Here is a 26,635-nt window from a genome sequence, read left to right as displayed (position 1 = left end):
TGCAAGCAGATCGGATGCAATCCTGCGGACGCCGCCTTGCGATGCCCGAGCCGGGCCTGACACCAGACGGACGCCGCGGGGCGCCCGCCGCCTGACGTGCGGAGGTCCGCCATGAGCTTCTCGGTCACCCTCATCGATCTCGCGGGCTTCGCGGCGCTGCTGCTGTGGGGCGTGCACATGGTGCAGAGCGGCGTCATGCGCGCCCTCGGCCCCCGGCTGAAGGTGGTGCTCCGCCGGGCGCTGCGCAGCCCGGTGCGCGGCTTCGGGGCCGGGATCATTGTGACGACCCTGCTCCAGAGCAGCACCGCCACGGCGCTCGTGGTCTCGGGCTTCGCCGCCTCCGGCCTCGTGGCGCTGGTGCCGGCGCTGGCGGTGATGCTGGGCGCGAACATCGGCACCACGCTGATCGTCCAGGTGCTGTCGTTCGACGTCACCGCCTTCGCGCCGGTGGCCATCCTCGCCGGCCTCGTCATGTTCCGCCGCGGCGGCGGCACGCTGATGCGCGACCTCGGCCGCGCCGCCATCGGCCTCGGGCTCATCGTGCTGGCGCTGCACCACCTGGTCGATCTCCTGCGCCCGCTGGAGGATGCGCCGAGCCTGCGCATGCTGATGGGCGTGATCGCCACGGTGCCGCTGCTGGACGTGATGCTGGCCGCGGTGCTGACCTGGGCGGTGCATTCCTCTGTGGCGGTGGTGCTCATCACCGCCTCGCTGGCGGCGCAGGGCGTGGTGCCGCCCAATGCCGCCATCGCCTTGGTGCTCGGCGCCAATCTCGGCAGCGCGATCGCGCCCGTCGTCCAGGCCATGGGCAAGGACGACCGGACGGCGCTGCGCCTGCCGGTGGGCAACCTGCTGAACCGGTTCGCCGGCGTCGCGGTGGCGCTGGCGCTGATCGAGCCTATCGGCGCGCTGATGGTGACGTGGCAGCCGGACGCGGCGCGGGTGGCGGTGGACTTCCATACGGTGTTCAACATCGTCACCGCGCTGGTCTTCCTGCCGCTGTTGGCGCCGTTCGCGCGGCTGCTCGAATGGCTCTATCCCGACCGGGAGGACGCGGACGATCCCAGCCGCCCGCGCTATCTCGCTCCCGCCGCCGACACGCCGGTGGTGGCGCTGGGCGCCGCCGCCCGCGAGGCGCTGCGTCTTGCCGACGCGCTCGACGACATGCTGGACAAGGCGGCGCGCGCGCTGCTCGGCGGCGAGCGCCGGCGCATCGCCGAGGCGCGGGACGACGACGACATCCTCGACCGGCTGAACCGCGAGATCCGCGCCTATCTCGCCCAGCTCGATCCCGACGAACTCTCGCCGGCGGACCGCCGCCGGGTGGAGGAGATCCTCGCCTTCTCCGCCAATCTGGAGCAGGCGGCGGACGTGGTGAGCGGCCGCCTGATGGCGGACGCCCGCAAGCGGCTGAAGCGCGGCATCGCCTTCTCGAAGGCCGAGGAAAAGGAGCTGGCGGCGCTGTTCGAGCGGCTGAAGGCCAACATCCGCCTCGCCACCTCGCTGTTCATGACCGCGGACCCGCGCGCCGCACGTCTGCTGGCGCTGGAGAAGGCGGCCTTCCGCGACAGCGAGAGCGCAGCGGCGCGGCTCCATTTCGACCGGCTGCGCCAGGGCCTCGCGCCGCTGGCGGATGCGAGCGGCCTCGGCATCGACATCGTGCGCGACCTCAAGCTCGTGAACTCCCACGTGGTGGCGGCGGCGGCCTATCCGGTGCTGGCCCGCACCGGCGAACTCCTCGATTCGCGCCTCGCCGAGGCGCCGCAGTCCTGCTGAGGCCGCGCCGGCACGATGAAACAGGACGGCGCCCGCCGGAGTTGATGCAGGATCACACCCTGCGAGGAGATGCGCCGTGGGACAGTCCAGCAAGACCGGCAATCGGCCCGCCACCGAAAGCGAAGCGGGCCAGGCCAAGCTGCGGCACGGGGCGGGCCACACGATCGGCAATTACCAGGAGAGCGGGCGCCGCCACGAGGACGGCGAGGGGGACGCCAAGGCTCCGGGGCACCTCGTGGGCAACCACCAGGATGACGATGAGCCCGGTCCGGCCGGACGCCGATCGCGGAACGCCCTGGGGCGACCGGATACCAATGAGGACAAGGACATGAACGTGGAGCAGCTCAAATCCCGCGCCAGGGGCAGGGAGGCGGCTGCATCAAAGGTGGGGCAGCCCGACCACAGCCTTGAGGCCGAGCGGATCGATCCCACCGGCCGCCGCGCCGGCGAACGCGAGTAATCGCCTGCGCGGGGAGCGCCGGAGCGGATGACCGGTTCGGCGCCTGTCCCATCTCACCGCCGGCACCCTCCAGCCGGCGCCGGCCTGAACGGCCGGAACGCTCTCAGCGGAAGGTTTCGCCGACGAGGCCGTGGACGCGGGCGAATGCGGCCTGGGCGCCCGCAATCACCCGTGCCTCTTCCGATGCCGAGAGGTCGAGCGCATCGAGCGCAGCCGTGAATGTGCGCCAGTGCAGGCCCCGGCCTTCTGGGGCGGCGGCGAGGTGCCGGGCGCCGAACGTCTCCGACAGGCCGAGCCCCGCGGCGGCCTTCAAAAGGAAGGCGGCGCCGAGGTTGGAGCCCTCCGCCACATAGAGCCAGCCCAAGGCGGTGGGGATGTCGGCCGCCTCGCTTCTGACGAAGGCGGGCGCGCTGTCGAAGGCAACGGGGGCGGCGTCGAGATCGGCGAGGTCCTGGCCGATCAGATCGAACCGGCGCCGGCCGGCCAGATCGGGCAGCACCGCGTCGAGCGCGGGATCGAAATAGAGCGCGTCGATCTCCCGGTGGAATGCGTGCTGCACCTTGAGGAACAGCGCATAGCGCGCCCGGCTCGCGAACGGCTCGCCCGCCATGATCGCCTTGTCCAGGCGCTCGTGGGTTTCGTGGGTGGCGGACTTCAGAGCCTTGGCGCGGCTTTCCGCGGGATGATCGAGGGTGATGGTCATGCACGGTCCTCAATTGTTCAAGCAAGCGTTCAAGCAGTCGTGAATGATTAGGGAGCGGATGCTGCCCATTCAAGGCGCATAGATTGGAATAGCTAAAAGGAAATTTTATCGCCGGAGGAAGACAAAGCCGCGCTGTTGCGCTGCTTTCCTGTCCGCCAGCGCTTCGGCGCCGGCGATCAGATTTGAATGATTTTATGTTCGAGCCGGAGCGCGCCGCCCGCGAGCGACATATCCTCGGGCCGAAATTAGGGCCGCACCGGAGTGACGACGCTGAGGCCGTGGCGCCGGTGCTCCTGAACTCCCCGGCGCCCGGAGCGCCCGACTAGCGCCGCACCGCAGCGGTCCGGTCGAGGGACATGAGCTGCATGTAAGCGTGGAGCTTCACACCGGCCTCGGCCACGTCTCCCGGCGCGCCCGAGGCGGCCGCGTACACGGTGGCGCGCGCGGTCTCTTGCAGCGCGGCGGAATGCTCCAGGGTCATGTGCCGGCCGGAGAGGAAGTCGCCGGCATCCCTGAGGGTCTTCAGGGTCCGTCCGTCCGCCCCATGAACGCGCACCGGAAGCGGGGCATCCCAGTGGTGCTCGCCGCGATCCTGCGGCTGTTCGCCCGGAATGACATCGCGGCCGTCGACGGCGGACAGAGCGCTGCCGAAATTCTCCGCCGGGCGCTCGCCGCCGACTTCGCCGGTCGGCCCGCCGCCCTGGTGCTGGCGGGCATGGTCGACGACCCGCGGTTCCGCAGCGGCCTGTCGGATGGGCGGGCGGCTCCGGTCCTCGCCATTCTGGATCAGGTCGTCGGGATAGGCCGTGGGGCCGGAATAAAGGCGCGTCATCGCGGCAACTCCTGTGGGGGTGTCCCTGACGCAAGAACGACGCCCGAGGAACTTGGTTTCCCAAAACGCCGTCCGATCCGCCGCGCCGGCCTGCGCGAGCGATGTCACGCCTCTTCGGGCGGCGCCGCCTCCCGGACCGCCAACAGCCCGAACCGCTGGCGGTACGCCCGGGGGCCGAGCCCCGTCACTTTGAGGAACACCCTGCGGAAGGCCCCAGGGTCCGCGTAGCCCACGTCCCACGCGATCTGGTCCACGGACCGCGTCGTGGTTTCCAGCATCTCGCGTGCTTTGCCGACCCGAAGATGCTGGCAGTATGCGGTAGGCTTCAGGCCGGTCGCCTTCTGAAAGCGGCGCAGGAAGGTCCGGGGCTCAAGCCCGGCTTTGCGCGCCATGGCGTCAAGCGTCGCGTCTCGGCCGCCGCTCGCCTGCAGCCAGTGCTGCACCTTCAGGATCGCCGCGTCGCCGTGGCGCAGCCGCGGCGAGAACGCGCTGTAGTGCCGCTGCTCGCGGCCGGGGGGATCGACCAGAAGGAAGCGCGCCGTCTCCAGCATTGCGGTCGGCCCCAGCAGGCGGTCCACCAGCCTGAGCCCGAGATCGGTCCAGGCCATGAGGCCGCCCGCGGTGATGAGGTCGCCGTCGTCGATGACCAGCTTGTCGGCGTCCATGCGGACCGCGGGAAACCGCTCGGCGAAATCGTTGGCGTAGAACCAGTGTGTGGTGGCCGCGCGCCCCTCCAGAAGACCGGTCTCGCCGAGCAGGAACGCGCCGGCGCAGACCGAGGCGAGCGTCGCGCCGCGCGCGTGGCGCTCGCGCAGCCAGTCCGCCAGCGGTGCCGCCTCCTCGGCGGTGATCGGCGCGATGACGGCCGGGGGCATGATGATGAAGTCCGGTTCGCCCGGGGCGCCGGGGTCGGTGTCGAAGACGCGCGCGGCGCCCCCGCCGTCCTCCCGGCCGCGCCAGTGGCTGACGCGGATGCGCGGCGCCGCGTCGGCGAGACGCCGCGTCATCAGGAGGTTGGCGACCGAGAACAGGTCGCTCAGCCCATGGACGGCCCCGAGCTGCGCGCCGGGATAGAGCAGCAGCCCGATTTCCGCCAAGGGCGCCATCAGGGGAGGGGGCACGCTGTCAGGCACGGAAGCTCGCTTTTTCATGTGTCGATTATGGCCCGAAATCTGTCGGTCACGCCAATCCGCACGCCCGGCGTCGACGCCTAGTGTCCACCCATCGCATCGCACCGGACCGGACACGGGCCGGGACACCAAGGGACAACCACCATGGGCACGATCACCACTTCCGACGGCGCCGAGATCTTCTTCAAGGATTGGGGTCCGAAGGACGCCCAGCCTATCGTCTTCCATCACGGCTGGCCGCTCTCGTCCGACGACTGGGATGGGCAGATGCTGTTCTTCCTGTCCAAGGGCTATCGCGTGGTCGCCCATGACCGGCGCGGCCATGGGCGCTCCAGCCAGGTCTGGGACGGCCACGACATGGACCACTATGCGGCCGACGCCTCGGCGGTGGCGCGCCATCTGGACCTGCGGAACGCGGTCCATATCGGCCATTCGACCGGCGGCGGCGAGGTCGCCCGCTATGTGGCGCGGCATGGCGAGCCGGATGGGCGGGTGGCCAAGGCGGTGCTGGTCAGCGCCGTGCCGCCCCTGATGGTGAAGACGCCCGGCAATCCCGGCGGCCTGCCGATGGAGGTGTTCGACGGCTTCCGCCAGGCGCTCGCCGCCAACCGGGCGCAGTTCTTCGTCGACGTGCCGGCCGGGCCGTTCTACGGCTTCAACCGTCCGGGCGCCAAGCCCGACCAGGGGGTGGTCTACAATTGGTGGCGGCAGGGCATGATGGGTTCCGCCAAGGCCCACTATGACGGCATCAAGGCGTTCTCGGAAACCGACCAGACCGAGGACCTGAAGGCGATCACCGTGCCGACCCTGGTGCTGCACGGCGAGGACGACCAGATCGTCCCGATCGACGACAGCGCCCGCCTCTCGGCACCGCTGCTGAAGAACGGCACGCTGAAGACCTATCCCGGCTTTGGCCACGGAATGCTGACCGTCAACGCCGACGTCCTCAATGCGGATTTGCTCGCCTTCGTGCGCAGCTGACCGACGGGCCGGGCGCACCGCCAAAGGTGCGCCCGGTGCCTCGATCGGCCGGGATCGCGATGCCTATCGCGCCGGGCCGGTCCACACCGTCTTGGTGTTGGTGAACTCGCGGATGCCGTAGGAGCCCAGCTCGCGGCCGTAGCCGGACCGCTTGATGCCGCCGAACGGCAGCCGCGGGTCGGACGCCACCATGCCGTTGATGAAGACCGCGCCGGCATCGATCTGCCGCGCGAGGACCGCCGCCTTCTGCGTGTCGCGGGTCCAGAGCGCGGCGCCGAGGCCGAACTCGGTGTCGTTGGCGCACGCGATCGCCTCTTCCGGCGAGCCGACGCGGATGATCGCCGCGGCGGGGCCGAAGGTCTCCTCGTTGAACGCCGCCATCTGCGGCGTGACATGGTCGAGGATGGTCGGCGCATAGGTGAAGCCCGGCCCTTCGACGAAGGCGCCGCCCGCCCGCAGCGTCGCGCCCGCCGCGACCGAGCGCTCCACCTGGTCGTGCAGCGTCGCGCGCAGATCGGCGCGGGCCATGGGCCCGATATTGGTGCCCGGCTCCATGGGATCGCCGATCTTCAGCTTCGCGACGTTGGCGCAGAAGGCATCGACGAACGCGTCGGCGACCGCCTCCTCGATGATGAAGCGCTTGGCGTTGACGCAGCTCTGGCCGACATTGATGAAGCGCGCCTTGACGGCGACTTCGGCGGCGGCGGCGACGTCTGCGTCCGCCAGCACGATGAACGGGTCGGAGCCGCCCAGCTCCAGCACCTGCTTCTTCAGCGCCTTGCCGGCCTGTGCGGCGACGATGGCGCCCACTTCCGTCGACCCGGTGAGCGTGACAGCGGCGATGCGGTCGTCGGCAATGATCCGCTCCACCTTGGACGAGGGGATGAACAGCGTCTGGTGCAGGCCGGCCGGGGCGCCGGCCTCCGCGACAATGTCGGCGATCGCCTGGGCGCACTGGGGCACGTTGTTCGCATGCTTCAGCACCGCGCCGTTGCCGGCCATGAAGGCCGGGGCGGCGAAGCGGAAATACTGCCAGAAGGGGTAGTTCCACGGCATGACTGCCAGCACCACGCCGAGCGGATCGAACACCACGCGGCTGTCGGTGGCGCTGGAGCCGATCACGTCGTCGGCCAGGAATTCCGAGGCGTGCTCGGCGTAGAAGTCGCAGTTCAGCGCGCACTTCTCCACTTCCGCCTCGGCCTCGGCGATGGGCTTGCCCATCTCCGCGGTGATGAGGCGGCCGAACGCGGACTTGCGGGCGCGCAGCACCGTGCCGATCGCGCGCACGAGCTTCGCCCGTTCGGCGAAGGAGGTCGTGCGCCAGGCCTTCTGGGCCTGCACCGCCTGGTCGAGCGCGGCATCGACCTGCGCATCGGTGTGCATCTCGAAGCGCGCGATTTCCTCAGCGGTGTACGGATTGACGGAAACGATCATGGGGCTGGCTTCATCGCAAGAGAAGGACGAGGTGGCGGGAGGCTCCCGCCACCTTTTAGACGACCGGACCCGCGCTCAGGCGTGCGAGTACATGGTCTTGCCGGCGACCGGCATGTCCACCTTGAGGATGGTGCCGGTGTCCGCCTCGGTGATGAACAGCGTCTTGTTGTCCTTGCCGCCGTAGCAGACGTTCGTGAGGTGATGGCCCACGCGCCCGGTGATGAGGTGGGTCGGCATGCCGTCCGAATCGAAGCGCCACACGCCGACGCCGAGCTGGCAGACGATCACCGCGTCCTCCTCGTCGAGCGCCATGCCGTCCGGCCCGCCATGGCCGCCGGAGAGCTGGATGTAGGTGCCGACCTTCGACATGGTTCCGTCGGTCATGATCGGGCAGCGCCACACCGCGTTCTGCCGCGTGACTGAGAGGAACAGGCGGTTCTCCTTCATGTTGAGCGCGAGGCCGTTGGGGCTCGGGATCGTGCCCAGCAGCAAGTCCAGCTTGCCGTTCGGATCGAGCCGGAACAGGCGCCCCGTCGGGTCGTGCATGCCGGTCTGGCCCTGATCGGTGAAGTAGAGCGTGCCGTCGGCGGCGAACACGAGGTCGTTCAGGCCCTTCCACGCTTCGCTGTTGCGCGAGGCGAGCAGCGGCTCGACTACGCCGCGCTTCTCGTCGAGCAGGATCAGGCCCGCCTTGTAGTCGCAGATGAAGATGCGGCCGTCCTTGTGGATCTTCAGGCCGTTCGGCCAGCCGTCATACTGGCACACGAGGTCGCAGTTTCCGTCCGGCGCCAGCTTGAAGATGCGGCCGAAGGGGATGTCGACGAAGTACAGGTTGCCGTCGCGGTCGAACGAGGGGCCTTCGAGAAAGCTGTCCACTTCGGCATTGGCGCGATTGGGGTCGGACCAGGCCGTCCGGCTCTTCTTCCGCCACTTCTCGGGCAGCTGATAGTGAACCTCGGCGACCAGCCGTTCCACCGGATTGAGAAAGAACATCGAAAAACTCCGCTCGAAGGGTCCGTCGGTGGACCGCCTGCGGAGAAAGAACTATTCCTGATATGGCCGCGCTGCTAAATACAATTTCGGCATGGCTTGCCATGCCGCGCCATGAGGGGCACCTCCTTGGATTTCAGGGCTCTGAACTATTTCGCCAAGATCGCCGAGCTGGGCAGCATCACGCGCGCGGCGCAGCATCTCAACGTGGCACAGCCGGCGCTCAGCCGGCAGGTGCGGCAGCTGGAGGACGAGCTGGGGGCGCAGCTTCTCATCCGCGAGAGCCGCGGCATCCATTTGACCGACCAGGGGCGCGAGCTGTTCGAGCATGCCCGCACCATCCTGCGCGAAGTGCAGCGGGCGAAGGACGCGGTGCGCGGCTCCGCCGGAAGCCCGGGCGGGGCCATGGCGCTCGGCCTCGTGCCCACCATCTGCACCCAGGTGGCGCCGACCCTCGTCTCAACCCTGCGCAGCGACTATCCGCGCATCGATCTCACCATCAGCGAAGGCTTCACCCAGCCCTTGATGGACTGGCTGGACGAGGGGCGCCTCGACCTCGCCGTGCTGACCGAGCCGGCGCCCACGCGGCGGCTCGTCATCGAGCATCTGGTCTCGGAGGAGATGATGTTCGTCACCGCGCGCGGGCTGCGCAAGAAAGGCCCGATCTCGTTCGACGAACTGGCGACGACGCCGCTCATCATGTCGCTGGGCATCCGCACCATCATCGACAACCTTCTGGGCCACAAGGGCCCGCTGGTGACGGTGATGCTGGAGCTGAACTCGATTGAGACGATCCGTCTGATGGTGCGCCAGGGCACCGGCACCACCATCCTGCCGCGCTCCATCCTCTCCGACGACGAGAAGAGCGGCGACGTCACGCTCCATTCGATCGGACCGAAGGGCCTGTTCCGGCGGCTCGCGCTGGCGCATTCGCGTACGCGCCGGCTCTCGCGCTCCGCCCAGATCGTCAAGGAGGGCGTGACCAAGATCATGACCGACCTCGATCGCAAGGGCGTCTTCCGCACCGAGGAGAAGGGCTAGCCTCTCGTGCGGCAGCCCGTTCCGCGGCCCGCCTAGCGCGGCACGGGCACCTGGTAGGCGCGCAGCGCGTCCTCGTCGACGTTCACGCCGAGGCCGGGGCCGGTCGGCACCGCGACGGTTCCGTCGGCGAAGCGGAGCGGATCGAGCACCGGATCGTGCTCCAGATAGATCTGGGTGAGGCTCAGGCCCCAGTCGAAATCGCTCAAGGCTGCCGCCACGTGCGAGGCCGCCGCCGAGGCGAGGCTCGATTCCGCCACCTTCGCCGCGACATTGATGGCGAGCCCCAGCTCGATGGCGCGGGCCGCGCAGTCCAGCGTCGCGAGCATGCCGCCGAGCTTGATGAGCTTGAGCGACACGCCGGCCGCGGCGCCGCGGGCCGCGTGGGTCTCGATGTCGCCGCGCGAATGGATGCCCTCGTCGATGCCGATGGGCAGGATGCCGAGCCGGTTCAGCTCCGCGAGGTCGCCGAGCGCCGGCGCGGGCAGCGGCTGCTCCAGATAGAGGAGGGCGGCCGGCTGCGCCTCGGCGATCAGCCGGCGGGCATCGGCGAGCGAGAGCCCGCCATTGGCGTCCGCGCAGAGCTTCGCGTCGGGTCCGATGGCACCGCGCACGCCGAGGGCGGTGTCGATGTCGTTGTCGATGGTCTTGGTGCCGACCTTCAGCTTGAAGAAGCGGTAGCCTTCCTCATGCTTGGCGCGTGCCTCGGCGATGTCCGCCTTTGGCGTGGCGTTGCCCAGCATCCACATGGGTTCGAGGGTGTCGCGCACGCGGCCGCCGATGATCGCGCCGGCGCTGATGCCGCACGCTTTTCCGAGCAGGTCGACGAGCGCCATTTCCACCGCCGACTTGGCGCTGGTGTTGCCGTAGATGCAGGCCTGCATCCTCTGCACCGCGTCCAGATGAAGGCGCGCGTCGCAGCCCTTGATGGCGTCCCAGATCAGCTGCGCCGCCGCCGTCATGCCCCACAGGGTTTCGCCCGTCATGGTCGGCGCGGACGCTGCCTCGCCCCAGCCGATGCTGCCGTCGGCGGCTTCGAGGCGCACGAACAGGTTCTCCGCATGGCGGATGGTCACGCCCGACATCTTCATCGGCCGGGCGAGCGGCATGGCGACCGGGAACAGGTCCATGCGGACCAGGCGGACGGGGCTCTCGGTCTGCGTGATGATCGTCCGTGCGGAGTGTTCAGAGGCCAGGGTCAAGGGCGCGTCCTTTATTGATGCCCGTTTCTACGTCGTTTCGGCGAGAGCCCGAAATATCAATGTTCTATGGCCTGTCAGACGCAGATGGCATGGCACGCGGACGGGGCGTGATCCCATGCTGCTTCGGCATGATGAATGATCGTAATTTGATATTTGCGTTATCGATGTCGCGGTGATGCATTGCGCTCACGGTCGCCGCATCCGCGGTTCCGCACGGCCCATTTCGAGGATTTTCGCCATGACCGCCGCACCCGCCGCCTCCGATCGCAAGGCCTCGTTCATGCGGCCGGACCAGATGCCGAGCGTCGATCGCGGCGGCGGCAACCGGACCATCCCGCTGGTGACCCGTGCGACGGGCTCGCAGCAGATGCTCACCGGCATGACCATGATCGGCCCGGGCTCCGCCATCCCGTGGCACTACCACGACTGCGAGGAGACGGTGCTGGTGCTCGAAGGCGAAGGCTTCGCCGAGGTGGGCGACGAGGTCCATCCGGTCAAGCCGATGGATGCCACCTGGATCCCCTCGAACCTGCCGCACCGCTTCCGCAACGGGTCGAGCGAGAAGCCGCTGAAGATCTTCTGGGTCTACGCCTCGGTCGATGCCACCCGCACCATGGTCGAGACCGGCGAGACGCGCCCGGTCTCTGCCGAGCATGCCAAGAAGTCTGCCTGACCGCGGCCTGCCGCAGCACCCCGTCACCGACACGTCCAGACGACAAGATCAATCAATTTTCGCAGGGAAGAAACGAGCCATGCTGACAGTATCGAAGCGCCGTCCGGCGGCGCAGAGCCTTGCCCGGTCAAGGACCATGAGAGTGCTCCGGTCGGCCCTGGTGGCCGCCGCCGCGATCCTGCCCATGACCGGCATCGCCGCCAAGGCGGAGTTTCCGGACCGCCCGATCAAGATCGTCGTGCCGTTCCCCGCGGGCGGGCCAACCGATGTCGCCGGCCGGCTGGTGGCCCAGGCGCTTCAAAAGCAGCTTGGCGCCACCGTGATCATCGAGAACATCGGCGGCGCCGGTGGCCGCATCGGCGCCAAGGCGGTGGCGCAGGCTGCGCCCAACGGCTACACGCTGCTGGTCGGCGGCACCAACGTGAATGCGCTGGTCGGCGCGCTCTACAAGGACCCCGGCTACGAGCCGATCAAGTCCTTCACGCCCGTCGCCGCGATCTGTATCGATTCCATGGCCATGGTGATCGCGCCGAGCGTCCCGGCGAAGACCTTCGCGGAGTTCGTCGCCTACGCCAAGAAGAACCCCGGCTCCCTGCGCTTCGGCGCGCCGACGGGGATCTACACGCACATCGTCGGCGAGTTCATCAAGATCAAGACCGGCACCGATTTGCTCTTCATCCCGTACAAGGGCGGCGCGCCGGCGATCAACGATGCGCTCGGCGGCCACATCGAGGTGGTGTTCAACAACAAGTCGACGCTGCTCGCCCACATCAAGGACAATGCCTTGAGGGCGCTCACGGTGACGAGCGCCGATCGCTGGCCCGAACTGCCGGAAATCCCGACCCTGAAGGAACTCGGGCTTGAGGGCTTCCCGACCGAGATCCTGTTCGGCCTCCTCGCCCCCGCCGGCACGCCCCAGGCGATCGTGGACAAGATCAACGCCGCGGTGAACGAGGGAATGAAGTCCGAGGAAGCGCGCAGGAGCATCGACAAGCTCGGCATGTACGTGAAGTCGGGCTCGCCCAAGGACTTCGGCGTCGCGCTTGAGGAGCAGGTCGCGGCCTGGAAGTCGATCGTCGACACGGCCGGCATCAAGGTGGACTGAACGCCGCCGCAGCCAAGGCGCCGTCCGGGTCCGCTTGCCCAATCGGGATACAGGCGGAGCCGGGCGGCGCATTGTTCTGGAGGGCCGGCTCGCGACCCTTCGAGGGCAGCCAATCTCCGTAATATGCTGGTACCCGACATTTGCGCCGGCGGGCGGACGTCAGCCCTCTGATCGGCGAGCCCAGCGAGAGCCTGTCCGTCCCCCCGGCTCGCACGGCCGGTGCGCTGGCGTCCCGCTGGCCGCCTGAAGCGCAGGCGCCCACGCGGCGCCGAAGCCGCCGATGAATGCGCGCTGGGATTGCTCGCCTGCCGCCCGTCGCCAAACGGTCGGCGCTGTGCGGGCACTGCGAGAGAGCAGGCGTCCGGCCCATCGCCCGTGACTGCCGCGCTTGCGCCATGGCGCATCCGCTGGACCCGGTGAGGGCGGAAGGCCATGGGCGCCGCATCCCGAAGCGCGACCCCGTCTCACAACTCAATCCAATCGCAGCCTTGAACCGACGCGAGGAAGACGCCGCCATCGTCGCGCACGAGCGCGCACGGCGGCGACGGCACAAATCGATTTAGCTTTTTGCGGATGCATATTATACCTATCATCGTGCAAAAATGCTGGAGGCGGTGTCAATGAGGGGGTGGTGGATTGGCGTCAATGTCGCCATCTCGCTCCTGATTGCGGGCATTATCGCCTTTCAAGCCTTGGTCGATCGACGTTTGCTGATCGATGCGGCCTTTAGGGAAACCGACAATCTCGCTTCGGCACTCGCCGAGGAAACCCAGCATCTGTTCGGTGGAATCGGGCTGGCCCTCCTGACGATCGCTGACGAGGTGCGCAGCGGAAGCGCCGCCCCTTGGGCGATGCGCGCCAGGGCCACGGAAGAGCTCTTGTATGCCTTGCAGGCGGCATCGCCGAGCACCTACTCCTATTACATCCTCGACGAGGAGGGGCGTCTCGTTGCGACCTCTCGGACGCCCAATCTTCAGCCGGTAGACCCGTCCGACCTGCCGGAATTCGCAGCGGCGCGCGATGGCAGCGGGCAGGCGCTGATCATCGGCACGCCAAGGTGGGGCCACGTCGGCCCGGCGGATGGCAAATGGATCATCAACCTCGCACGGCGGCTGGTCGATGCGGAGGGCAACTTCGCGGGGATGGCGGCGGCCTCGGTCTCCGTCTCGTACATGCGGAGCTTCTTCGATGCCTTGCGCGTCGGCGACCATGGCTCGATCGGATTGCTGAAGTCCGACGGCACCCTGCTGTTGCGCAGCCCGTTCATCGAAGACCATATCGGCCGCAAGTTCGACGATAGCCGGTTTATCGCGGACATCCTGGAGCGCGGGCCGAATGGACAGTCCGAAGGCGTTTCGCCGGCAGATGGAATACGGCGCCTCGTGAGCTTCCGCCGCACCGATGCGCAGGGCATCGTTGCTTTCGTGGGCCTGGCGGAACGCGAGGTGCTGGCGCGCTGGTGGAACAACATCGCCTTCCAGGGCGCCATCGGCCTGCTGACCATCCTTGTGTTCGTTTCCGCATCGGTCGTCATCGCCGTCCTTGTGGATCGGCAGCGGCGCGCCGAAGCGGACCGCACCACACGACTGAAGCTCGTTGCCAACGAGGCGGGGCATCTGGTGGCGGCCCCGGACGTCGAGACCCTTCTCGCGCAGGCGGGGTCCATCGCCCGGCGCCTGGTTGGCGCACGCCAGGGCGCCGCGGTGTCCTTCAACGGCTCGGATGGCATCGGCTGCTTCAAGGCGGATCTCGATCCCGCGTTGGTCACTGGTCCCGACGCGGTTCTGCCGGCCTCGGATCCTCGGCTGCTGACCGTTCGCGACGAGAAGCGCGTGCTGCTGCTGGACGGCCATGGCGCCGGGGTGGCCGCAGAGACCGACCCCGAAAGGTCGTGGCCGAAGCGTCTGCTCGCGGTTCCTGTCGTGACCTCGAACGGCCAGTGCCGCGGCGTGATCCAGGCTGGTGACCCGCTGAACGGCAAGTTCACCGAATTCGACGTGCACGAGCTTGTCCAGTTCGCCAGCGTCATGGCGGCTTCCCTTGAAGCGCTCGAGGCTCGGCTGGCCCTGGCAGAGGCGCTTTCCGCTGCCAATGCGGAGCGCAACGACAAGGCCTTTATCCTGAGTTCGATCTCCGATGCCATGTATCTGCTCGACCGGGACTGGAACTTCACCTATCTCAACGCCGAGGCGGAGCGCATCCTGGGCCGCACCAGCGCGCAACTGGTCGGTCACTCATTCTGGGAGGCCTTTCCCGCAGCCAGCCAGACGGCGATCCTCGACAATTATGTGAAGGCGCGCGAGACCGGGGAGCCGGTCGAGTTCGAACTCTACTATCCGGACTTCAAGGCCTGGTATGCCATTCGCGGCTTTCCGCACGAGAAAGGTCTGACCAGCTATCTCCACGACATCTCGCTGCGGGTCGAGTCCGAGCGGCGGCTGCGGCAGGCGCAGAAGCTGGACGCCATCGGCCAGCTCACCGGCGGCATCGCCCACGACTTCAACAATCTGCTGACGGTCATCCTGGGCCAGGAAGACGCGGTCATCGAGTATCTGAAGACGAGCGGCGCGCCCGCCACGATCCTGCGCAGCGCGGAGACGGTCCAGCTTGCCGGCGAGCGCGCCGCCGAACTGACGCACCGGCTCCTCGCCTATGCCCGCCGCCAGCCGCTCGACCCGCGGCCCACCGATGTGAACGCCCTGATCCGAGGCCTGGAGCTGATTCTGCGCCGGACGGTGAGCGAGAGCGTCGACATCGAGATTCGCGAGGGCGAGGCCACCTGGCAGGCGAGCGTCGATCCCGGGGAACTCGAGAACGCCGTGCTCAACCTCGTCCTCAACGCGCGCGACGCGATGTCTGACGGTGGCAGGCTCACGATCGAGACCGGGAATATCGTGGTCGACACGACCTATGCGGCGGAGAACCAGATCGCCGTCGGTCCCTACGTCGTCATAGCGGTCTCAGACACCGGCGAGGGCATGCCGGCGGACGTGCTCGCATCCGCATTCGAGCCGTTCTTCACCACCAAGCGGGATGGCCGCGGGTCCGGCCTCGGGCTGTCGATGGTCTACGGCTTCGCCCGGCAGTCCGGCGGGCAGGTGAAAATCTACAGCGAGTTGGGGCACGGGACCACCGTCCGCATCTACTTGCCGCGCGCCGACGGCGAGGCCTTCGTTCCGGAGAGCGTCCGCCCGACGGAGGAACTGCCGCGCGGCGACGAGACGATCCTCGTCCTTGAGGACGACGATCTGGTCCGGAGCCACACCGTCGCGAGCTTGAATTCGCTGGGCTATACGGTGCTGCAGGCCGCGCTCGGCAGCGAGGCCCTCGACATCCTGCGCGGCAGCGCGCGGGTCGATCTCCTGCTCACCGACGTGGTTCTGCCCGGCACCGCCTCCGGCCGCGTGATCGCCGCCGAGGCGATCAGTCTTCGGCCCGCATTGCGGATTCTCTATATGTCGGGCTACACTGAAAATTCAATAATTCACCACGGACGACTCGACCCTGGCGTTGAATTGCTAAGCAAACCGTTCCGCTTGGGGCAATTAGCAAGCAAAATCAGGTACATTCTCGACAATTAACACCAGTAATTTTATCCCCGCCGAGGCCAAGTGAGGTAGCCGTGCCAAACCGCGTCCTGGTTCTCGATGACGACGAGATGGTCGCCGGAACCATTTGCTCTATATTCGAGCGCATGGGGTACGAGGCGCGCGTCTCCGGCACGGCGGCCGACTTCTATGCCGATTGTGACGCCTGGGGGCCGACCCATCTCGCCATTGACCTGGTGATGCCGGACGTCGACGGCGTCGAAGTGCTGCTGGAGCTGTCTCGGCGCAAGGTCACCGCCGGCATCATCATCACCAGCGGCGCGGGAAGCCGCCTGCTTGAGGCCGCGCAGCGGGTCTCGACCGAGAACGGGCTGAACGTCCTCGGCGTCCTGTCGAAGCCGTTCCTGCCGCGCCAGCTGAAGGACGTTCTTTCGGAAGGTGCCGTCGACGCCAGGCCGGCCGTGGCGCCGGCGCCGGATCGGCCTGCGCGCTTCGACGGCGAGGACCTGTCGCTGGCGCTCCGGCGCGGCGAATTCGTTGTCCATTACCAGCCGAAGATCGCCTGCAGGACGGGGGAACTGCGCGGCTTCGAAGCGCTCGTGCGATGGCAGCATCCGCACTTCGGCCTCATTCCGCCATCGGCATTCATTTCGCTCGCGGAAGAGTGCGGGCAGATCGGCGGAATCACGGACTTCGTTTTCGAGCAATCCGTCGCCTGGCTCAGCAATGCCTTTCCGGGAAAAAACCACCACATTGCCGTGAACCTCTCGCCGGTGCTGCTCGGCGATGTCAGCCTGGCAGATCACTTCCAGAAGATCGCCCGGCGATACGGGATATCCAACGACCGTGTCATGCTGGAGATTACAGAAACCTCAGCGATGAAGGATCCGACGGCGACACTCGGCGCGGCCACCCGCATGCGCCTGAAAGGGTTCCGGTTGTCGATCGACGATTTCGGCGTCGGATATTCGTCTCTTGTGCAGCTCATTCGCATTCCGTTCTCGGAAATGAAAATAGACATTTCGTTTGTTCGCGACGTGAATAAATCCGAAGAGGCCCGCAAGGTGGTGATCGCCATTGCGGGGCTGGCCAAAAGCCTCGGCATGGAAGTCACCGCCGAAGGCGTGGAGGATAGCGGCGTTCTCGACTTCATCCGTGGCATTGGCTGCGAGATGGCGCAGGGCTATCGCATCGGGAGGCCGATGCCCGGCGAGGCGGCAGCCCTCTGGTCCGGGCTTTCGAGCTGATCGCCGCCGCCGCCCAGTGGGGGCAATCCGGATGAGCACTGGTGCGCGGCCGGAGCGGGCGGCGTGCGGCTTTCCAGCTTGCGCGCTCCAGCGTGGGAGATCCTTTGGCCCTCGGCGGGATTTTGGCCATTCCTTCAAGTGATAAGGCAATGGGTGCGCTTGATAAATCTGTCAAAGGGCAATCCTAGACCTGGAAGCGTGCTGGCTCTACCGCCGCCTGGGAAGTCGAGTTCCAGAAGGTCGTGGCCGGTTGCAGCGTGTCCAGATTATTTCTTCAAGCTGCTAAAAATATCAGCGGATACTTTGCTGAGATTGTTGTATATACAAAAATTCAATGGCAGTGCCTCCAAGGGCTTCGAATTCAATGCGCAATCTTGTCAAGTTTAGAAAGGTTTTAATTATAGTATTATTTGGCTTATCTGCGCTTATAAGCGCGGTCGGATTTGGATTATATTCAAGTATAATGAAGTTGTTTTATCTGAATTCAGCGATATCTCAAATTTACATCAATCAATCACTTATGTCTTCTGTGCTGATCGAGGCTCTGAACGCTGAGACGGGTCAGAGGGGCTATCTGGTCACGTCGAACAAGTCGTATCTTGCACCTTATTTTCGAGCCGTCGCGGTGCTGAACGATAGCGTGCGGGATCTGCACCGCCGACTGCCGGCCGTCGGCCCCCAGGCCGATCTGATGAAGCAGCTGATCCCGCTGGTCGAGCACAAGCTGGAAGAGATGTCGGAAACGCTCGCGATCGAAGCCCGCGACGGCCCCGAGGCCGCCCGCACGTTCGTCGCGAACGGCGCCGGCAAGAACCACATGGACGCCATCCGGGCCACGCTGGATTCCATATCCTTCAACGAAGCCTTGGCGCTGCGTGACCTGCAGCGCGCCTATCAGGGGCACAAATGGTGGGCGATCGCCGACATGCTCGGCTTCGTCATCACTTTCCTGGCGCTGATCGCTGCATTCATCCTAATGGCACGCCGGGCGGAGGTCGCCCGCCAGGAAGCGGAAGCGGATCACGCCCGCTATGCCGCGGAGATTGCGGAGAAGGCCAACCAGCTCAGGGCCGAGCGCAACGAAGTCTCGGAGATCAACGAGATGGCGAGCTTCCTGCAGAGTTGCGGCTCGCTCCAGGAATTGGGGGATATGATCGGAGGCTTCCTGTCCCGCTCCTTCCCGGGCGGAGCTGGCGGGCTCTACACGTTTTCGGCCTCCCGCAACAAATTGCTCCTCCTCGGCGGGTTCGGCGATGTGGCGCAGTCCCTGTCCGTGGAGCCCGACGCGTGCTGGGGCCTGCGGCGGGGCGGGCCCCACAGCTACACGCCAGACGGGGGCAGGCCGCGATGCCAGCATTTTGGCGACGAGCGGGTCACCCACACGCTATGCCATCCCCTGATCGCACACGGAGAAACGATGGGGCTTTTCGTGCTCGAAAGCGCCGAGCCGCTGCCGGCATCCTTCGACCGTCTGGCTTTCGTCGCCAGCCAGCACCTCGCGCTGGCGGTCGGCAACCTGAGGCTGCGCGATACGCTCAAGGAGCAGTCGATCCGGGATCCGCTGACGGGCGTGTTCAACCGGCGCTATTTCGATTCGATGGCGGAGAAGGAGCGGGCACGGAACGAGCAGTTGGGCCCAAGCTTCGCGGTCATCATGATCGATGTGGACCACTTCAAGCGCTACAATGATCTTCATGGCCACGCCGCGGGCGATCAAGTGCTTGTGGCCTTTTGCGGCTATCTGCTGGCCCACATCCGTGGGAACGACACGCTCTTCCGCATCGGCGGCGAGGAATTCGCGCTGGTGCTGCGGGAGGTCGATCTGGATGGGGCGATCCTCAAGGCGGAACGACTGCGCGAGGGGGTCGCGGCGCTTCGCATCGAGGAGAATGGCAACAGCCTTCCCTCCATCACGGTGTCCATGGGGATCGCGGTCCCCGGTTCCGAGGTCGAGACGTTCGAGGACGTTCTCGCGCGCGCCGATCAGCAGCTCTACAAGGCCAAGCTCGCCGGTAGAAACCGGATCGTTGCCGACATTCCGCTGCCCGGAGCGGATGCCGCCTTCTCGCCCCCCCCTCTTGATGAGGTTGCGGACCCGTAGCGTGCGATCCGCCATCTTCGGCGTCCCATGTCGCTCGCCGAAGCTGGCGGCCCCCAAAAAGACCCTCGCGAAGACCCCGGCCGGCCCCTACAAACCCGGAGCGGCCCAAAGCGGCCGCGAGCGCGGACTTGTGGAGAGAAAGCGAGCCGGATCATGGACGCGGGGACGGGACTGACGGTGGAGGAGCGTCGCACCTTCTCGAAGGTGGCGCGGCGGCTCATCCCGTTCATGATGCTGCTCTATCTCGTGAGCTTTCTCGACCGCGTGAACGTCGGCTTCGCCGCGCTCACCATGAACGCCGATCTCGGCTTCTCCCCGGAGGTCTTCGGCTGGGGCGCGGGCATCTTCTTCATCGGCTACTTCCTGTTCGAAGTGCCCTCCAACCTGGCGCTGGAGAAGGTCGGCGCGCGTCTGTGGATCTGCCGCATCATGCTCACCTGGGGCCTGATCTCTGCCGGCACCGCCTTCGTCACCGGCCCGACCTCCTTCTTTGTCATGCGGTTCCTGCTGGGCGCGGCGGAGGCCGGCTTCCTGCCGGGCATGATCCTCTATCTCGGCTACTGGTTTCCGCTCGCCCTGCGCGCCCGCTACATCGCGCTGTTCATGGCCGCGGTGCCCATCGCCAGCGCGGTCGGCGCGCCGCTCTCCGCCTTCATCATGGAAAGCCACGGCCTCCTCGGCCTCGCGGGCTGGCAGTGGCTGTTCATCGTGGAGGGGCTGCCCGCCGTTCTGCTGGCCTTCGCGGTTCTGGTCCTGCTGCCGAACGGCCCCGGCGAGGTGCGCTGGCTCACGGCGCAAGAGAAGCGCACCATCGCCGTTCGCCTGGCCGCCGACCATGCCGGGCACGATGGCGCCGCCCACCACGCTCTGTGGCCGGCATTGCGGGACCGGCGTGTGCTCATGCTCTGCCTGATCTATTTCGGGCTGGTGGTCGGGCTCTACGGCATCGGCCTGTGGCTGCCGCAGATCGTCCGCGAGATGGGCTACAGCGTGCGGCAGGTGGGCTACGTGCTGATCGTGCCCTACGCCCTCAGCGCGCTTGCCATGCTGGCGTGGGGGCGCCACAGCGATGCCACCGGCGAGCGGGTGCTGCATGTGGCGGCGGCGGGGTTTCTCGGCGCCGCGGGACTGGTGGCGAGCGTGCACGCGCCCACGCATCTGCTCGCCATCGCCGCCGTGACCTGCGCCTCGGTGGGTCTTTATGCGGCTCTGGCGCCGTTCTGGTCCGTGCCGCCCCTGTTTCTGCGCGGCACGGCGGCGGCGGCGGGCATCGCGCTGATCAATTCGGTCGGCAATCTCGGCGGCTTCGTGGGGCCCTATGCGGTGGGCTTCATCAAGCAGCACACCGACCGCTTCACGGCGGGCTTCGAGCTGCTGGCGGCGGTCGTGTGCGCCGCCGCGCTGCTGACGCTGATGCTGCGCGCCATGCTGCGTCGGCGCGGCAGCCTCACCGGTCCGCGCGACCACAGGCCCGGGACTTGCCCTGCGGACGCGGCCAAGCGCGCCGACCCATAGCGCTTGCGGCGCCGACGGAAGGCGGGGGCAACCTCCTGGCGGATGATCGGTCAACTTGCCGCAGGGGCAATTCTGTGCGGCATCCCGGTGTGGCATCCCCTATAAGGGTCACATGAGAGCGACAGGGCCAGCATCGTGAACGGCTTCCCACAGGCGCGGCGACTGTGCTTCGCGCTCGCGGCGGCCTATCTGCTTGCGCTGCAGATGCTCGTGTCGGGCTTCGTGCTGGGCGTGCAGGCCGCTCCCGCCCCCAGTGGGCTCGCGGATGGTCTCTGCACCGCTGCGGGCGACCGCGACGACGACCGCCCCGCCGGATCGCTCCCGGCGCGCTTCGATTGCTGCACCCAAGGCTGTTCGATGCTGGGGGGCTTGGGCCTCCCGGCGCAGCTTTCGGCCGACGTTTCCCCGCAGCCCTTCGCTCGGTCCGCGACGTCCCATGTTCGGGTCGCCCGGTGGCCGGGCGCCGGCGTGCGGCGCGAGCCGCGAACGGCCCGGGGCCCGCCCAGCGTCTGACAGGACTTGCGCCAGGACCGCGAGCGGGATGGCGCTCCATTTTTGAATGAAATGGAGCGCATCTCGGTGCGGACGCCTGCGCGCGCCGATGAGCCCTGCACGCAATCAATCAAAGAACACAGCCATGCCTCAAGCTCCGACGCCCCGTGCCGGAAAGTCGCTCTGCCTTGCCCTTATGGCCGCAACCGCTTCCGCCGTTCCCGGCAATGCCCAGGATGCGCTCCAGCTTCCCGAGATCACCGTCGAGGATGGCGGCGCCGGCTCGCTGCTCCTGAACGAGACCCGCAAGCTTCATACCCAGAACGAGACCGGGAGCCTGGTCGGGCTCACGCCGTTTGAGACGCCCGCGACGATCGACATCGTCACCCAGCAGGAGATGCAGGAGCGGGGGCTCAACACGCTGACCGACGTCTACAATACCGTGCCGGGAGTGACCGCCGGCAACTTGCCCGGCGAGCCGGGCGTCACCTCGATCCGTGGCTTCTCGCGCGGCGCCGTGGGCTATTCCGTCGATGGCATGCAGGTGCCGGACCCGCTGCTGGTCTCCCGCAACTATGACAGCTTCAGTTTCGATCGGGTGGAAATCCTCAAGGGCCCGGCCTCGGTGATCTATGGCAACGGCGCGCTCGCCGGCACCATCAATCTCGTCACCAAACAGCCGGTTCTCAACCAGAATTTCGGCCAGGCGATCGCCAATTACGGAAGCTTCGACACGTGGCGCGGGGGCGCCGACTACAACGTGGCCATCGGGCAGAACGCTGCCGTCCGCGCCAGTGCGGTCTATGCCAAGTCGAACGGCTATGTGGACGACACCGGATCCGAAACGGCTGCCGTCACATTGGCCGCAACCGCGGCGCTCTCCGACCGCCTGACCACCACCACCGGCATCGACTATTTCCACGACGACTACGAGACGCCCTACCAGGGCGCTCCGCTCATCGCGCGTTCAGCCGCAATCTCTCCCTCGAATATCGTCTCGGCGCCCGGGGGGATGGTCATCGACAAGGCCCTGAGGAACGAGAACTACAACGTCTATAACGGCGAAATGAATTCCGACGCCGTGTGGCTCCGCAACCGCACGGAATATCGGCTGACCGACGCCTGGACGCTGCGCAACGATTTCAATTTTTATACTTCGAATCGTCTGTGGGCGAATTCCGAGGATTTCACCTTCAGTGCGCAGACCGGCCTGCTCGACAGGTCGACGACCTTCATCAGCCATGACCAGCAGGTCTGGTCCGAGCGGGCGACGGCGCTGTTCGACGGCGTGGTCGCCGGCGCGCGCCACCGCTTCGCCGCCGGTCTCGAATATATCGACACGACATTCAACTCCCAGCGCCGCTTTGGAACGACAACCTCGGTCAGCCCCTATTTCCCCGACCGCGGCTTCTTCCCGGCGGACACGGCCGCCAATTTCCCCACCCGCCAGGATTACGACAGCCAGGTGGGCACCTATGCGGCCTTCGCCGAGGATGCGGTGAACCTCACGGACAAATGGCTGGTGGTCGGGGGCATCCGCTACGAGAACATCCAGCTCGATCGGCAGATCTTCAACCTGAATACCGGCGAACTCCTCAATTTCGCCAACACGTTCGATAGCGTCTCGTGGCGGATCGGAACGATCTACAACATCCTGCCCGAGACGGCGGTGTTCGCGCAGTACAACCAGGCGACCGTCCCGGTCTCCAGCCTGCTCCTCAGCAACCTTGCCAATTACGATTTCGAATTGTCCTACGGGAATTCGATGGAAATCGGCATCAAGTCGGCGCTGTGGGACAATCGGGTGGTCGCAACGGCATCGATCTACCAGATCGACCAGTACAATATCCTGACTCGCGATCCGTCGAATCCGGCGCTTACGGTTCAAGGCGGATCGCAACGGTCCCGCGGCGCGGAGGCCGAGCTGGCGGTGGCGGTCACGGACCAGTGGAAAGTCATGGCCAACGTCTCCTATATCAACGCGGAGTTCACGCAGCTTTGGAGCACATCAGGCAACCTTGCCGGCAACAGGCCGCCCAATGTCCCCGAACTGACCTACATGTTCCTGACCAGCTACACTTTCGACCGAATCCCGCTGACCGCGAGCGCCTCGGTCCAATATGTCAGCAGCTTCTACACCAACACCACGAACACCATCGAAGTCGATGGACGGGCGGTTCTCGATGCGTGGCTCGACTATCGCATTGGCGATGGAACCCTGCGCCTGCGCGGCAAGAACCTGACCAACGAGTTCTATGCCAATTGGTCTGGATATAGCTCCACGCAGGTCTATATCGCGCCTCCGCGCAGCTTTGAACTGTCCTATGCCGTGAAATTCTAGAGCACGCGCCGATCTGCTTGCACCGCAGGCTGATCGGATCGCCCTCTGGCGGGGCCGCCGAAGCGGGCCATGCGTCCGGCTCACGACCGGCCGCGAGATCGATGGATCATGGTTCGGTCGTGTCGGGGCAGGGGATGCCCTCTGGTCCGATCGAGCCATCAGGCGAAGCTGGCCGTCGCGGGACTTCCGCGCCGGCGCCTGGGGAGATTTGAGCGTGACGACACCCTCCTGGACAGCCGCCGCCTTCTATCGCGCGGTTTGGCGCTGGCATTTCTATGCGGGCCTCGTCTGCGCCCCATTCCTGGTTGTTCTTGCGGTCACGGGCGCCATCTATCTCTTCAATGACGAGATCAACGATCTCGTCTATCCGGACCTGCGGTTCGCGGCCCCATCCGGCCACGCGGCCACGCTTGAAGAGATGGCACGTTCGGCGCTGTCGGATTATCCGGGCGGCAAGGTCACACGCATCGACACGCCGCGGGCCGAGGGCCGGAGCGTCGAGATATTCGTGACCCCCGCGGCGGGCGAGCCCCGGCGGGTATTCCTGGACCCGGGGACCGGGCGCGTGCTCGGCTCCTACGTCTATACCCGGACCCTCGTGGGGTTCGCCGACGTCGCGCACGGCTCCCTGATGCTCGGCACCTTCGGCGATGCGGTCGTCGAGCTTGCGGCCTGCTGGGGCTTCATTCTGTCGATTACGGGCCTCTATCTCTGGTGGCCGCGGGGCGGTCGGCGGATCATGAGCGCCCTGGTGCCGCGATGGAGCCTCTCGGGGCGCGCGCTGTGGAAGGAGTGGCACGCGGCCATCGGGACATGGACCGCCGTCCTCATCATGTTCCTCATCCTCACCGGCCTGCCGTGGGCCAACATCTGGGGCGACCTGCTGCGCCGGGGCATCGATGTTGCCGGCATCGGCTATCCGGCGAGCCATCGCGGCCACGGCGCCGCCATCACCTCGACGCCGACGGTCAAGCAGGCGACGGACGGCGCCGGTCCGTGGACGATGGACAATGCCGTGCCGCCGCAATCCGGAGCGCACGCCCACCATGGCGGTCCCGCGTCCGGCGCGACGCATGGTGCCGCCCGTCCCGTCGGGGTCGACAGGGTCGCTCAGGTGGTCGCGGCGCAGGGCATGGCCGCGCCCTACCGCCTCAACCTGCCGCGCGGCGCCAGCGGAACCTACATCGTGTTCAGCTATCCCGATCAGCCGGAAGGCCAGCGCACGCTCTATGTGGATCAGTATTCGGGGGAGGTGCTCGATGACGTGCGTTTCGCGGACTACGGGATCGCGGCCAAGGCCGTGGAACTCGGGGTGCAGCTTCACATGGGGAACTATTTCGGGCGCCTGAACCAGATCGTCATGCTCGTGCCCTGTCTCGGCATCATCGTCCTGGCGCTCACCGGGCCGTACATGTGGTGGCGCCGGCGGCCGAAAGGCCGGCTCGGGGCACCCAAGGTGCTCGCGGTGCCGTCTCTGCGGACCCTGGCCATCCTGGTGCTGGGAATGGGCCTGGTTTTCCCGCTCGCGGGGGCGTCGCTCCTCATCTGCCTGCTGGTCGATCACTTCGCGCGCCGGCCATGGCGCAGATTGGCGAGGATGGGCTGAGGGCGCGTTTTCCCGGCGATGCCGCATGGCGTCGCCGACGCACCCCGGCTACGCCTCGCCCGGATGTCGGGCCGCCGCCAGATCGTCCGCCTCATGCGGGGTGCTGGAAGCGCGATCGATCTCTCCCGACCGGCCTGCGGGTCCTGCGCTCCAAGCCGCCGCGTGCTGTGCACACGTCGACGCTGCCGGTTGCCGTCCGGACCGCCATGGACTATGAAGTCCGAACCGGCATCAGCCTGCACCCGTAGCTCAGCTGGATAGAGCGCCGCCCTCCGAAGGCGGAGGCCACACGTTCGAATCGTGTCGGGTGCGCCACTCATTTCAATGAGTTGGGCCGGTTTCTCGCCGATTTTCCAGGCTGTCCCGCCGAGGCTTGCCACACAGAGCGTGCGTCTGTGCGCCCCCGCTGCGGGTCGAGCGGGGGCCTCGATATTGTGCACATTTCCCAGGTCGCGTTCTTGCGGAGATTCAATCCGCGCAAGAACGGCGGGCGCTATTTGGGCAGCTTCTCCAGCAGCGCGTTCCATTTGGCGATGTCGGCGTCGAGGAACGCCTTGAAGTCGCCCGGCGTGCCCGGTGTTGCCGCTGCACCCATCGCCGTCAGGCGTTCGGCGATCACCGGATCAGCCAGTGCCGCGTTCACGCCGGCCGAGATCTCCGTCACGACGGGGTCCGGTATGCCGTTGGGGCCCAGCACGCCATACCAGCCCACGGCCTCGTAACCGGGCACGGTCTCGGCGACCGTAGGAAGGTCCGGGAACACCTTGGACTTGGTCTTGCTGGTGATGCCGAGGATCTTGACCGTCTTCGCTTCGGCCTGGGGCAGGAGCGCCTGCGGCGGGCCGAACATGACCGACACCTTGTTGCCCACCAGATCGTTGATGGCCTGGCCGATGCCCTTGTAGGGCACGTGCACCATCTCGGTTCCGGTCATTCTCATGAAGAGATCGGCCGCCAGGTGTGATGCGGAGCCGATGCCCGAGGAGCCGAAGTTCACCTTGCCGGGATTCTGCTTCAGATAGGCGATGAATTCCTGGACGGTCTTGACCGGCATCGAGTCGTGCACGGCCAGCATGTAGGGGGGCGTGGAGACGAGGGCGATCGGCGTGAGCTGGTTGATATTGCTTGCGACGATCGCGCCGCTCGCCGCCATCACCAGCGTGTAGCCGTCCGGCTTCGAGCGGCCGACTTCGTTCGAGCCGACGATGCCGGCATTGCCCGGCTTGCTCTCCACCACCACCGGCTGGCCCCAGCGTTCGTTCAGCTTCTGCCCCACAAGGCGGGCCAGAATGTCGGCCCCGCCGCCAGGCGGGAACGGCACCACCAGCTTGACGGGATGGTCGGGAAACTTGGACTGCGCCACGGCCGGCCCGCAGATCGCCGCGGCCGCGGCAACCGCCCCCGCCAGAATTAGCATGCGCTTCAACATCTCTTCTTCTCCTCTGGTTCGTTGCTGGGGCG

General features: G+C 66.8%; 20 protein-coding genes and 1 tRNA gene. 14 read left to right on the top strand and 7 right to left on the bottom strand.

Translation table 11 applies throughout. The features are described from left to right. The first annotated feature begins 111 nt into the window (after positions 1–111). Both D9R14_RS17270 and D9R14_RS17265 read left to right on the top strand, forming a co-directional pair. On the top strand, positions 112–1,776 hold the full coding sequence (locus tag D9R14_RS17270) for a Na/Pi cotransporter family protein (RefSeq protein WP_121624596.1): 1,665 nt from the start codon (positions 112–114) through the stop codon (positions 1,774–1,776). Positions 1,777–1,852: 76 nt separating this feature from the next. Continuing rightward, complete coding sequence (locus D9R14_RS17265; RefSeq protein WP_121624595.1) at positions 1,853–2,236, top strand: hypothetical protein; 384 nt, start codon at positions 1,853–1,855, stop codon at positions 2,234–2,236. Positions 2,237–2,339: 103 nt separating this feature from the next. On the opposite strand, the gene D9R14_RS17260 is transcribed toward D9R14_RS17265, so the two are convergent. The 3 genes from D9R14_RS17260 to D9R14_RS17250 form a co-directional block, all read right to left on the bottom strand. After that, positions 2,340–2,939 (bottom strand): biliverdin-producing heme oxygenase, encoded by a 600-nt coding sequence (locus D9R14_RS17260; RefSeq protein WP_121624594.1) that lies wholly within the window; start codon positions 2,937–2,939, stop codon positions 2,340–2,342. A gap of 322 nt (positions 2,940–3,261) precedes the next feature. Then, entirely contained in the window at positions 3,262–3,771 is a 510-nt protein-coding gene (locus D9R14_RS17255; protein ID WP_121624593.1) for a hypothetical protein, read from the bottom strand. Between the two features lie 104 nt (positions 3,772–3,875). Continuing rightward, a complete protein-coding gene (locus D9R14_RS17250) occupies positions 3,876–4,877 on the bottom strand; it encodes a GlxA family transcriptional regulator (protein WP_121624592.1) in 1,002 nt (333 codons plus the stop codon). 168 nt (positions 4,878–5,045) lie between these two features. Here D9R14_RS17250 and D9R14_RS17245 point away from each other — a divergent pair, with 168 nt between their 5' ends. Continuing rightward, complete coding sequence (locus D9R14_RS17245; RefSeq protein ID WP_121624591.1) at positions 5,046–5,882, top strand: alpha/beta fold hydrolase; 837 nt, start codon at positions 5,046–5,048, stop codon at positions 5,880–5,882. Between the two features lie 63 nt (positions 5,883–5,945). On the opposite strand, the gene D9R14_RS17240 is transcribed toward D9R14_RS17245, so the two are convergent. After that, positions 5,946–7,316: an NAD-dependent succinate-semialdehyde dehydrogenase gene (locus tag D9R14_RS17240; protein WP_121624590.1), complete on the bottom strand. Its 1,371-nt coding sequence runs from the start codon at positions 7,314–7,316 to the stop codon at positions 5,946–5,948. Between the two features lie 75 nt (positions 7,317–7,391). After that, positions 7,392–8,309, bottom strand: a complete 918-nt coding sequence (locus tag D9R14_RS17235; RefSeq protein ID WP_121624589.1) for an SMP-30/gluconolactonase/LRE family protein — start codon at positions 8,307–8,309, stop codon at positions 7,392–7,394. Between the two features lie 126 nt (positions 8,310–8,435). On the opposite strand from D9R14_RS17235, the gene D9R14_RS17230 reads away from it, so the two are divergent. Continuing rightward, the gene (locus D9R14_RS17230) at positions 8,436–9,347 is read left to right on the top strand and encodes a LysR family transcriptional regulator (protein WP_170168655.1); all 912 of its coding nucleotides are present in this window, start codon (positions 8,436–8,438) and stop codon (positions 9,345–9,347) included. A 32-nt stretch (positions 9,348–9,379) separates the two neighbouring features. Here the strand turns inward: D9R14_RS17230 and D9R14_RS17225 are convergent, their stop codons facing one another. Continuing rightward, positions 9,380–10,546, bottom strand: coding sequence for a mandelate racemase/muconate lactonizing enzyme family protein (locus D9R14_RS17225; protein ID WP_147453056.1), 1,167 nt, complete (start codon positions 10,544–10,546; stop codon positions 9,380–9,382). Between the two features lie 238 nt (positions 10,547–10,784). On the opposite strand from D9R14_RS17225, the gene D9R14_RS17220 reads away from it, so the two are divergent. The 10 genes from D9R14_RS17220 (at position 10,785) to D9R14_RS17175 (ending at position 25,489) form a co-directional block, all read left to right on the top strand. After that, complete coding sequence (locus D9R14_RS17220; RefSeq protein WP_121624586.1) at positions 10,785–11,219, top strand: cupin domain-containing protein; 435 nt, start codon at positions 10,785–10,787, stop codon at positions 11,217–11,219. A 142-nt stretch (positions 11,220–11,361) separates the two neighbouring features. Next, on the top strand, positions 11,362–12,324 hold the full coding sequence (locus D9R14_RS17215) for a Bug family tripartite tricarboxylate transporter substrate binding protein (protein WP_170168654.1): 963 nt from the start codon (positions 11,362–11,364) through the stop codon (positions 12,322–12,324). Positions 12,325–12,944: 620 nt separating this feature from the next. After that, positions 12,945–15,905 carry an ATP-binding protein gene (locus D9R14_RS17210; protein WP_170168653.1) on the top strand — a complete coding sequence of 987 codons (2,961 nt, stop codon included), beginning with the start codon at positions 12,945–12,947 and terminating at the stop codon, positions 15,903–15,905. Between the two features lie 41 nt (positions 15,906–15,946). Further along, complete coding sequence (locus D9R14_RS17205) at positions 15,947–17,119, top strand: EAL domain-containing response regulator (RefSeq protein WP_147453055.1); 1,173 nt, start codon at positions 15,947–15,949, stop codon at positions 17,117–17,119. Between the two features lie 520 nt (positions 17,120–17,639). Next, positions 17,640–19,220 (top strand): diguanylate cyclase, encoded by a 1,581-nt coding sequence (locus tag D9R14_RS17200; RefSeq protein ID WP_170168652.1) that lies wholly within the window; start codon positions 17,640–17,642, stop codon positions 19,218–19,220. 153 nt (positions 19,221–19,373) lie between these two features. After that, positions 19,374–20,735, top strand: coding sequence for an MFS transporter (locus D9R14_RS17195; RefSeq protein ID WP_121624581.1), 1,362 nt, complete (start codon positions 19,374–19,376; stop codon positions 20,733–20,735). A gap of 135 nt (positions 20,736–20,870) precedes the next feature. Further along, complete coding sequence (locus D9R14_RS17190) at positions 20,871–21,248, top strand: hypothetical protein (protein ID WP_121624580.1); 378 nt, start codon at positions 20,871–20,873, stop codon at positions 21,246–21,248. Between the two features lie 124 nt (positions 21,249–21,372). After that, on the top strand, positions 21,373–23,568 hold the full coding sequence (locus D9R14_RS17185) for a TonB-dependent receptor (protein WP_245420859.1): 2,196 nt from the start codon (positions 21,373–21,375) through the stop codon (positions 23,566–23,568). Positions 23,569–23,782: 214 nt separating this feature from the next. Beyond that, complete coding sequence (locus D9R14_RS17180; RefSeq protein ID WP_121624578.1) at positions 23,783–25,174, top strand: PepSY-associated TM helix domain-containing protein; 1,392 nt, start codon at positions 23,783–23,785, stop codon at positions 25,172–25,174. A gap of 238 nt (positions 25,175–25,412) precedes the next feature. Further along, a tRNA-Arg gene (locus tag D9R14_RS17175) sits at positions 25,413–25,489 on the top strand. A 178-nt stretch (positions 25,490–25,667) separates the two neighbouring features. Here D9R14_RS17175 and D9R14_RS17170 read toward each other — a convergent pair. Continuing rightward, a complete protein-coding gene (locus D9R14_RS17170; protein ID WP_121624577.1) occupies positions 25,668–26,603 on the bottom strand; it encodes a Bug family tripartite tricarboxylate transporter substrate binding protein in 936 nt (311 codons plus the stop codon). Between the last annotated feature and the right edge of the window lie 32 nt (positions 26,604–26,635).

Origin of the sequence: Xanthobacter tagetidis (assembly GCF_003667445.1) — a bacterium.
Lineage (GTDB): Bacteria > Pseudomonadota > Alphaproteobacteria > Rhizobiales > Xanthobacteraceae > Xanthobacter > Xanthobacter tagetidis.
This window is presented reverse-complemented; position numbering and strand designations above follow the sequence as displayed.

What these genes read in the sequence shown, in the direction of transcription:
- D9R14_RS17195 (WP_121624581.1), top strand. Translation starts at nt 19,374, where the DNA reads ATGGACGCGGGGACGGGACTGACGGTGGAGGAGCGTCGCACCTTCTCG.
- D9R14_RS17185 (WP_245420859.1), top strand. Translation starts at nt 21,373, where the DNA reads ATGCCTCAAGCTCCGACGCCCCGTGCCGGAAAGTCGCTCTGCCTTGCC.
- D9R14_RS17200 (WP_170168652.1), top strand. Translation starts at nt 17,640, where the DNA reads ATGTCTTCTGTGCTGATCGAGGCTCTGAACGCTGAGACGGGTCAGAGG.
- D9R14_RS17235 (WP_121624589.1), bottom strand. Translation starts at nt 8,309, where the DNA reads ATGTTCTTTCTCAATCCGGTGGAACGGCTGGTCGCCGAGGTTCACTAT.
- D9R14_RS17260 (WP_121624594.1), bottom strand. Translation starts at nt 2,939, where the DNA reads ATGACCATCACCCTCGATCATCCCGCGGAAAGCCGCGCCAAGGCTCTG.
- D9R14_RS17240 (WP_121624590.1), bottom strand. Translation starts at nt 7,316, where the DNA reads ATGATCGTTTCCGTCAATCCGTACACCGCTGAGGAAATCGCGCGCTTC.
- D9R14_RS17245 (WP_121624591.1), top strand. Translation starts at nt 5,046, where the DNA reads ATGGGCACGATCACCACTTCCGACGGCGCCGAGATCTTCTTCAAGGAT.
- D9R14_RS17170 (WP_121624577.1), bottom strand. Translation starts at nt 26,603, where the DNA reads ATGTTGAAGCGCATGCTAATTCTGGCGGGGGCGGTTGCCGCGGCCGCG.
- D9R14_RS17270 (WP_121624596.1), top strand. Translation starts at nt 112, where the DNA reads ATGAGCTTCTCGGTCACCCTCATCGATCTCGCGGGCTTCGCGGCGCTG.
- D9R14_RS17255 (WP_121624593.1), bottom strand. Translation starts at nt 3,771, where the DNA reads ATGACGCGCCTTTATTCCGGCCCCACGGCCTATCCCGACGACCTGATC.
- D9R14_RS17210 (WP_170168653.1), top strand. Translation starts at nt 12,945, where the DNA reads ATGAGGGGGTGGTGGATTGGCGTCAATGTCGCCATCTCGCTCCTGATT.
- D9R14_RS17220 (WP_121624586.1), top strand. Translation starts at nt 10,785, where the DNA reads ATGACCGCCGCACCCGCCGCCTCCGATCGCAAGGCCTCGTTCATGCGG.
- D9R14_RS17250 (WP_121624592.1), bottom strand. Translation starts at nt 4,877, where the DNA reads ATGGCGCCCTTGGCGGAAATCGGGCTGCTGCTCTATCCCGGCGCGCAG.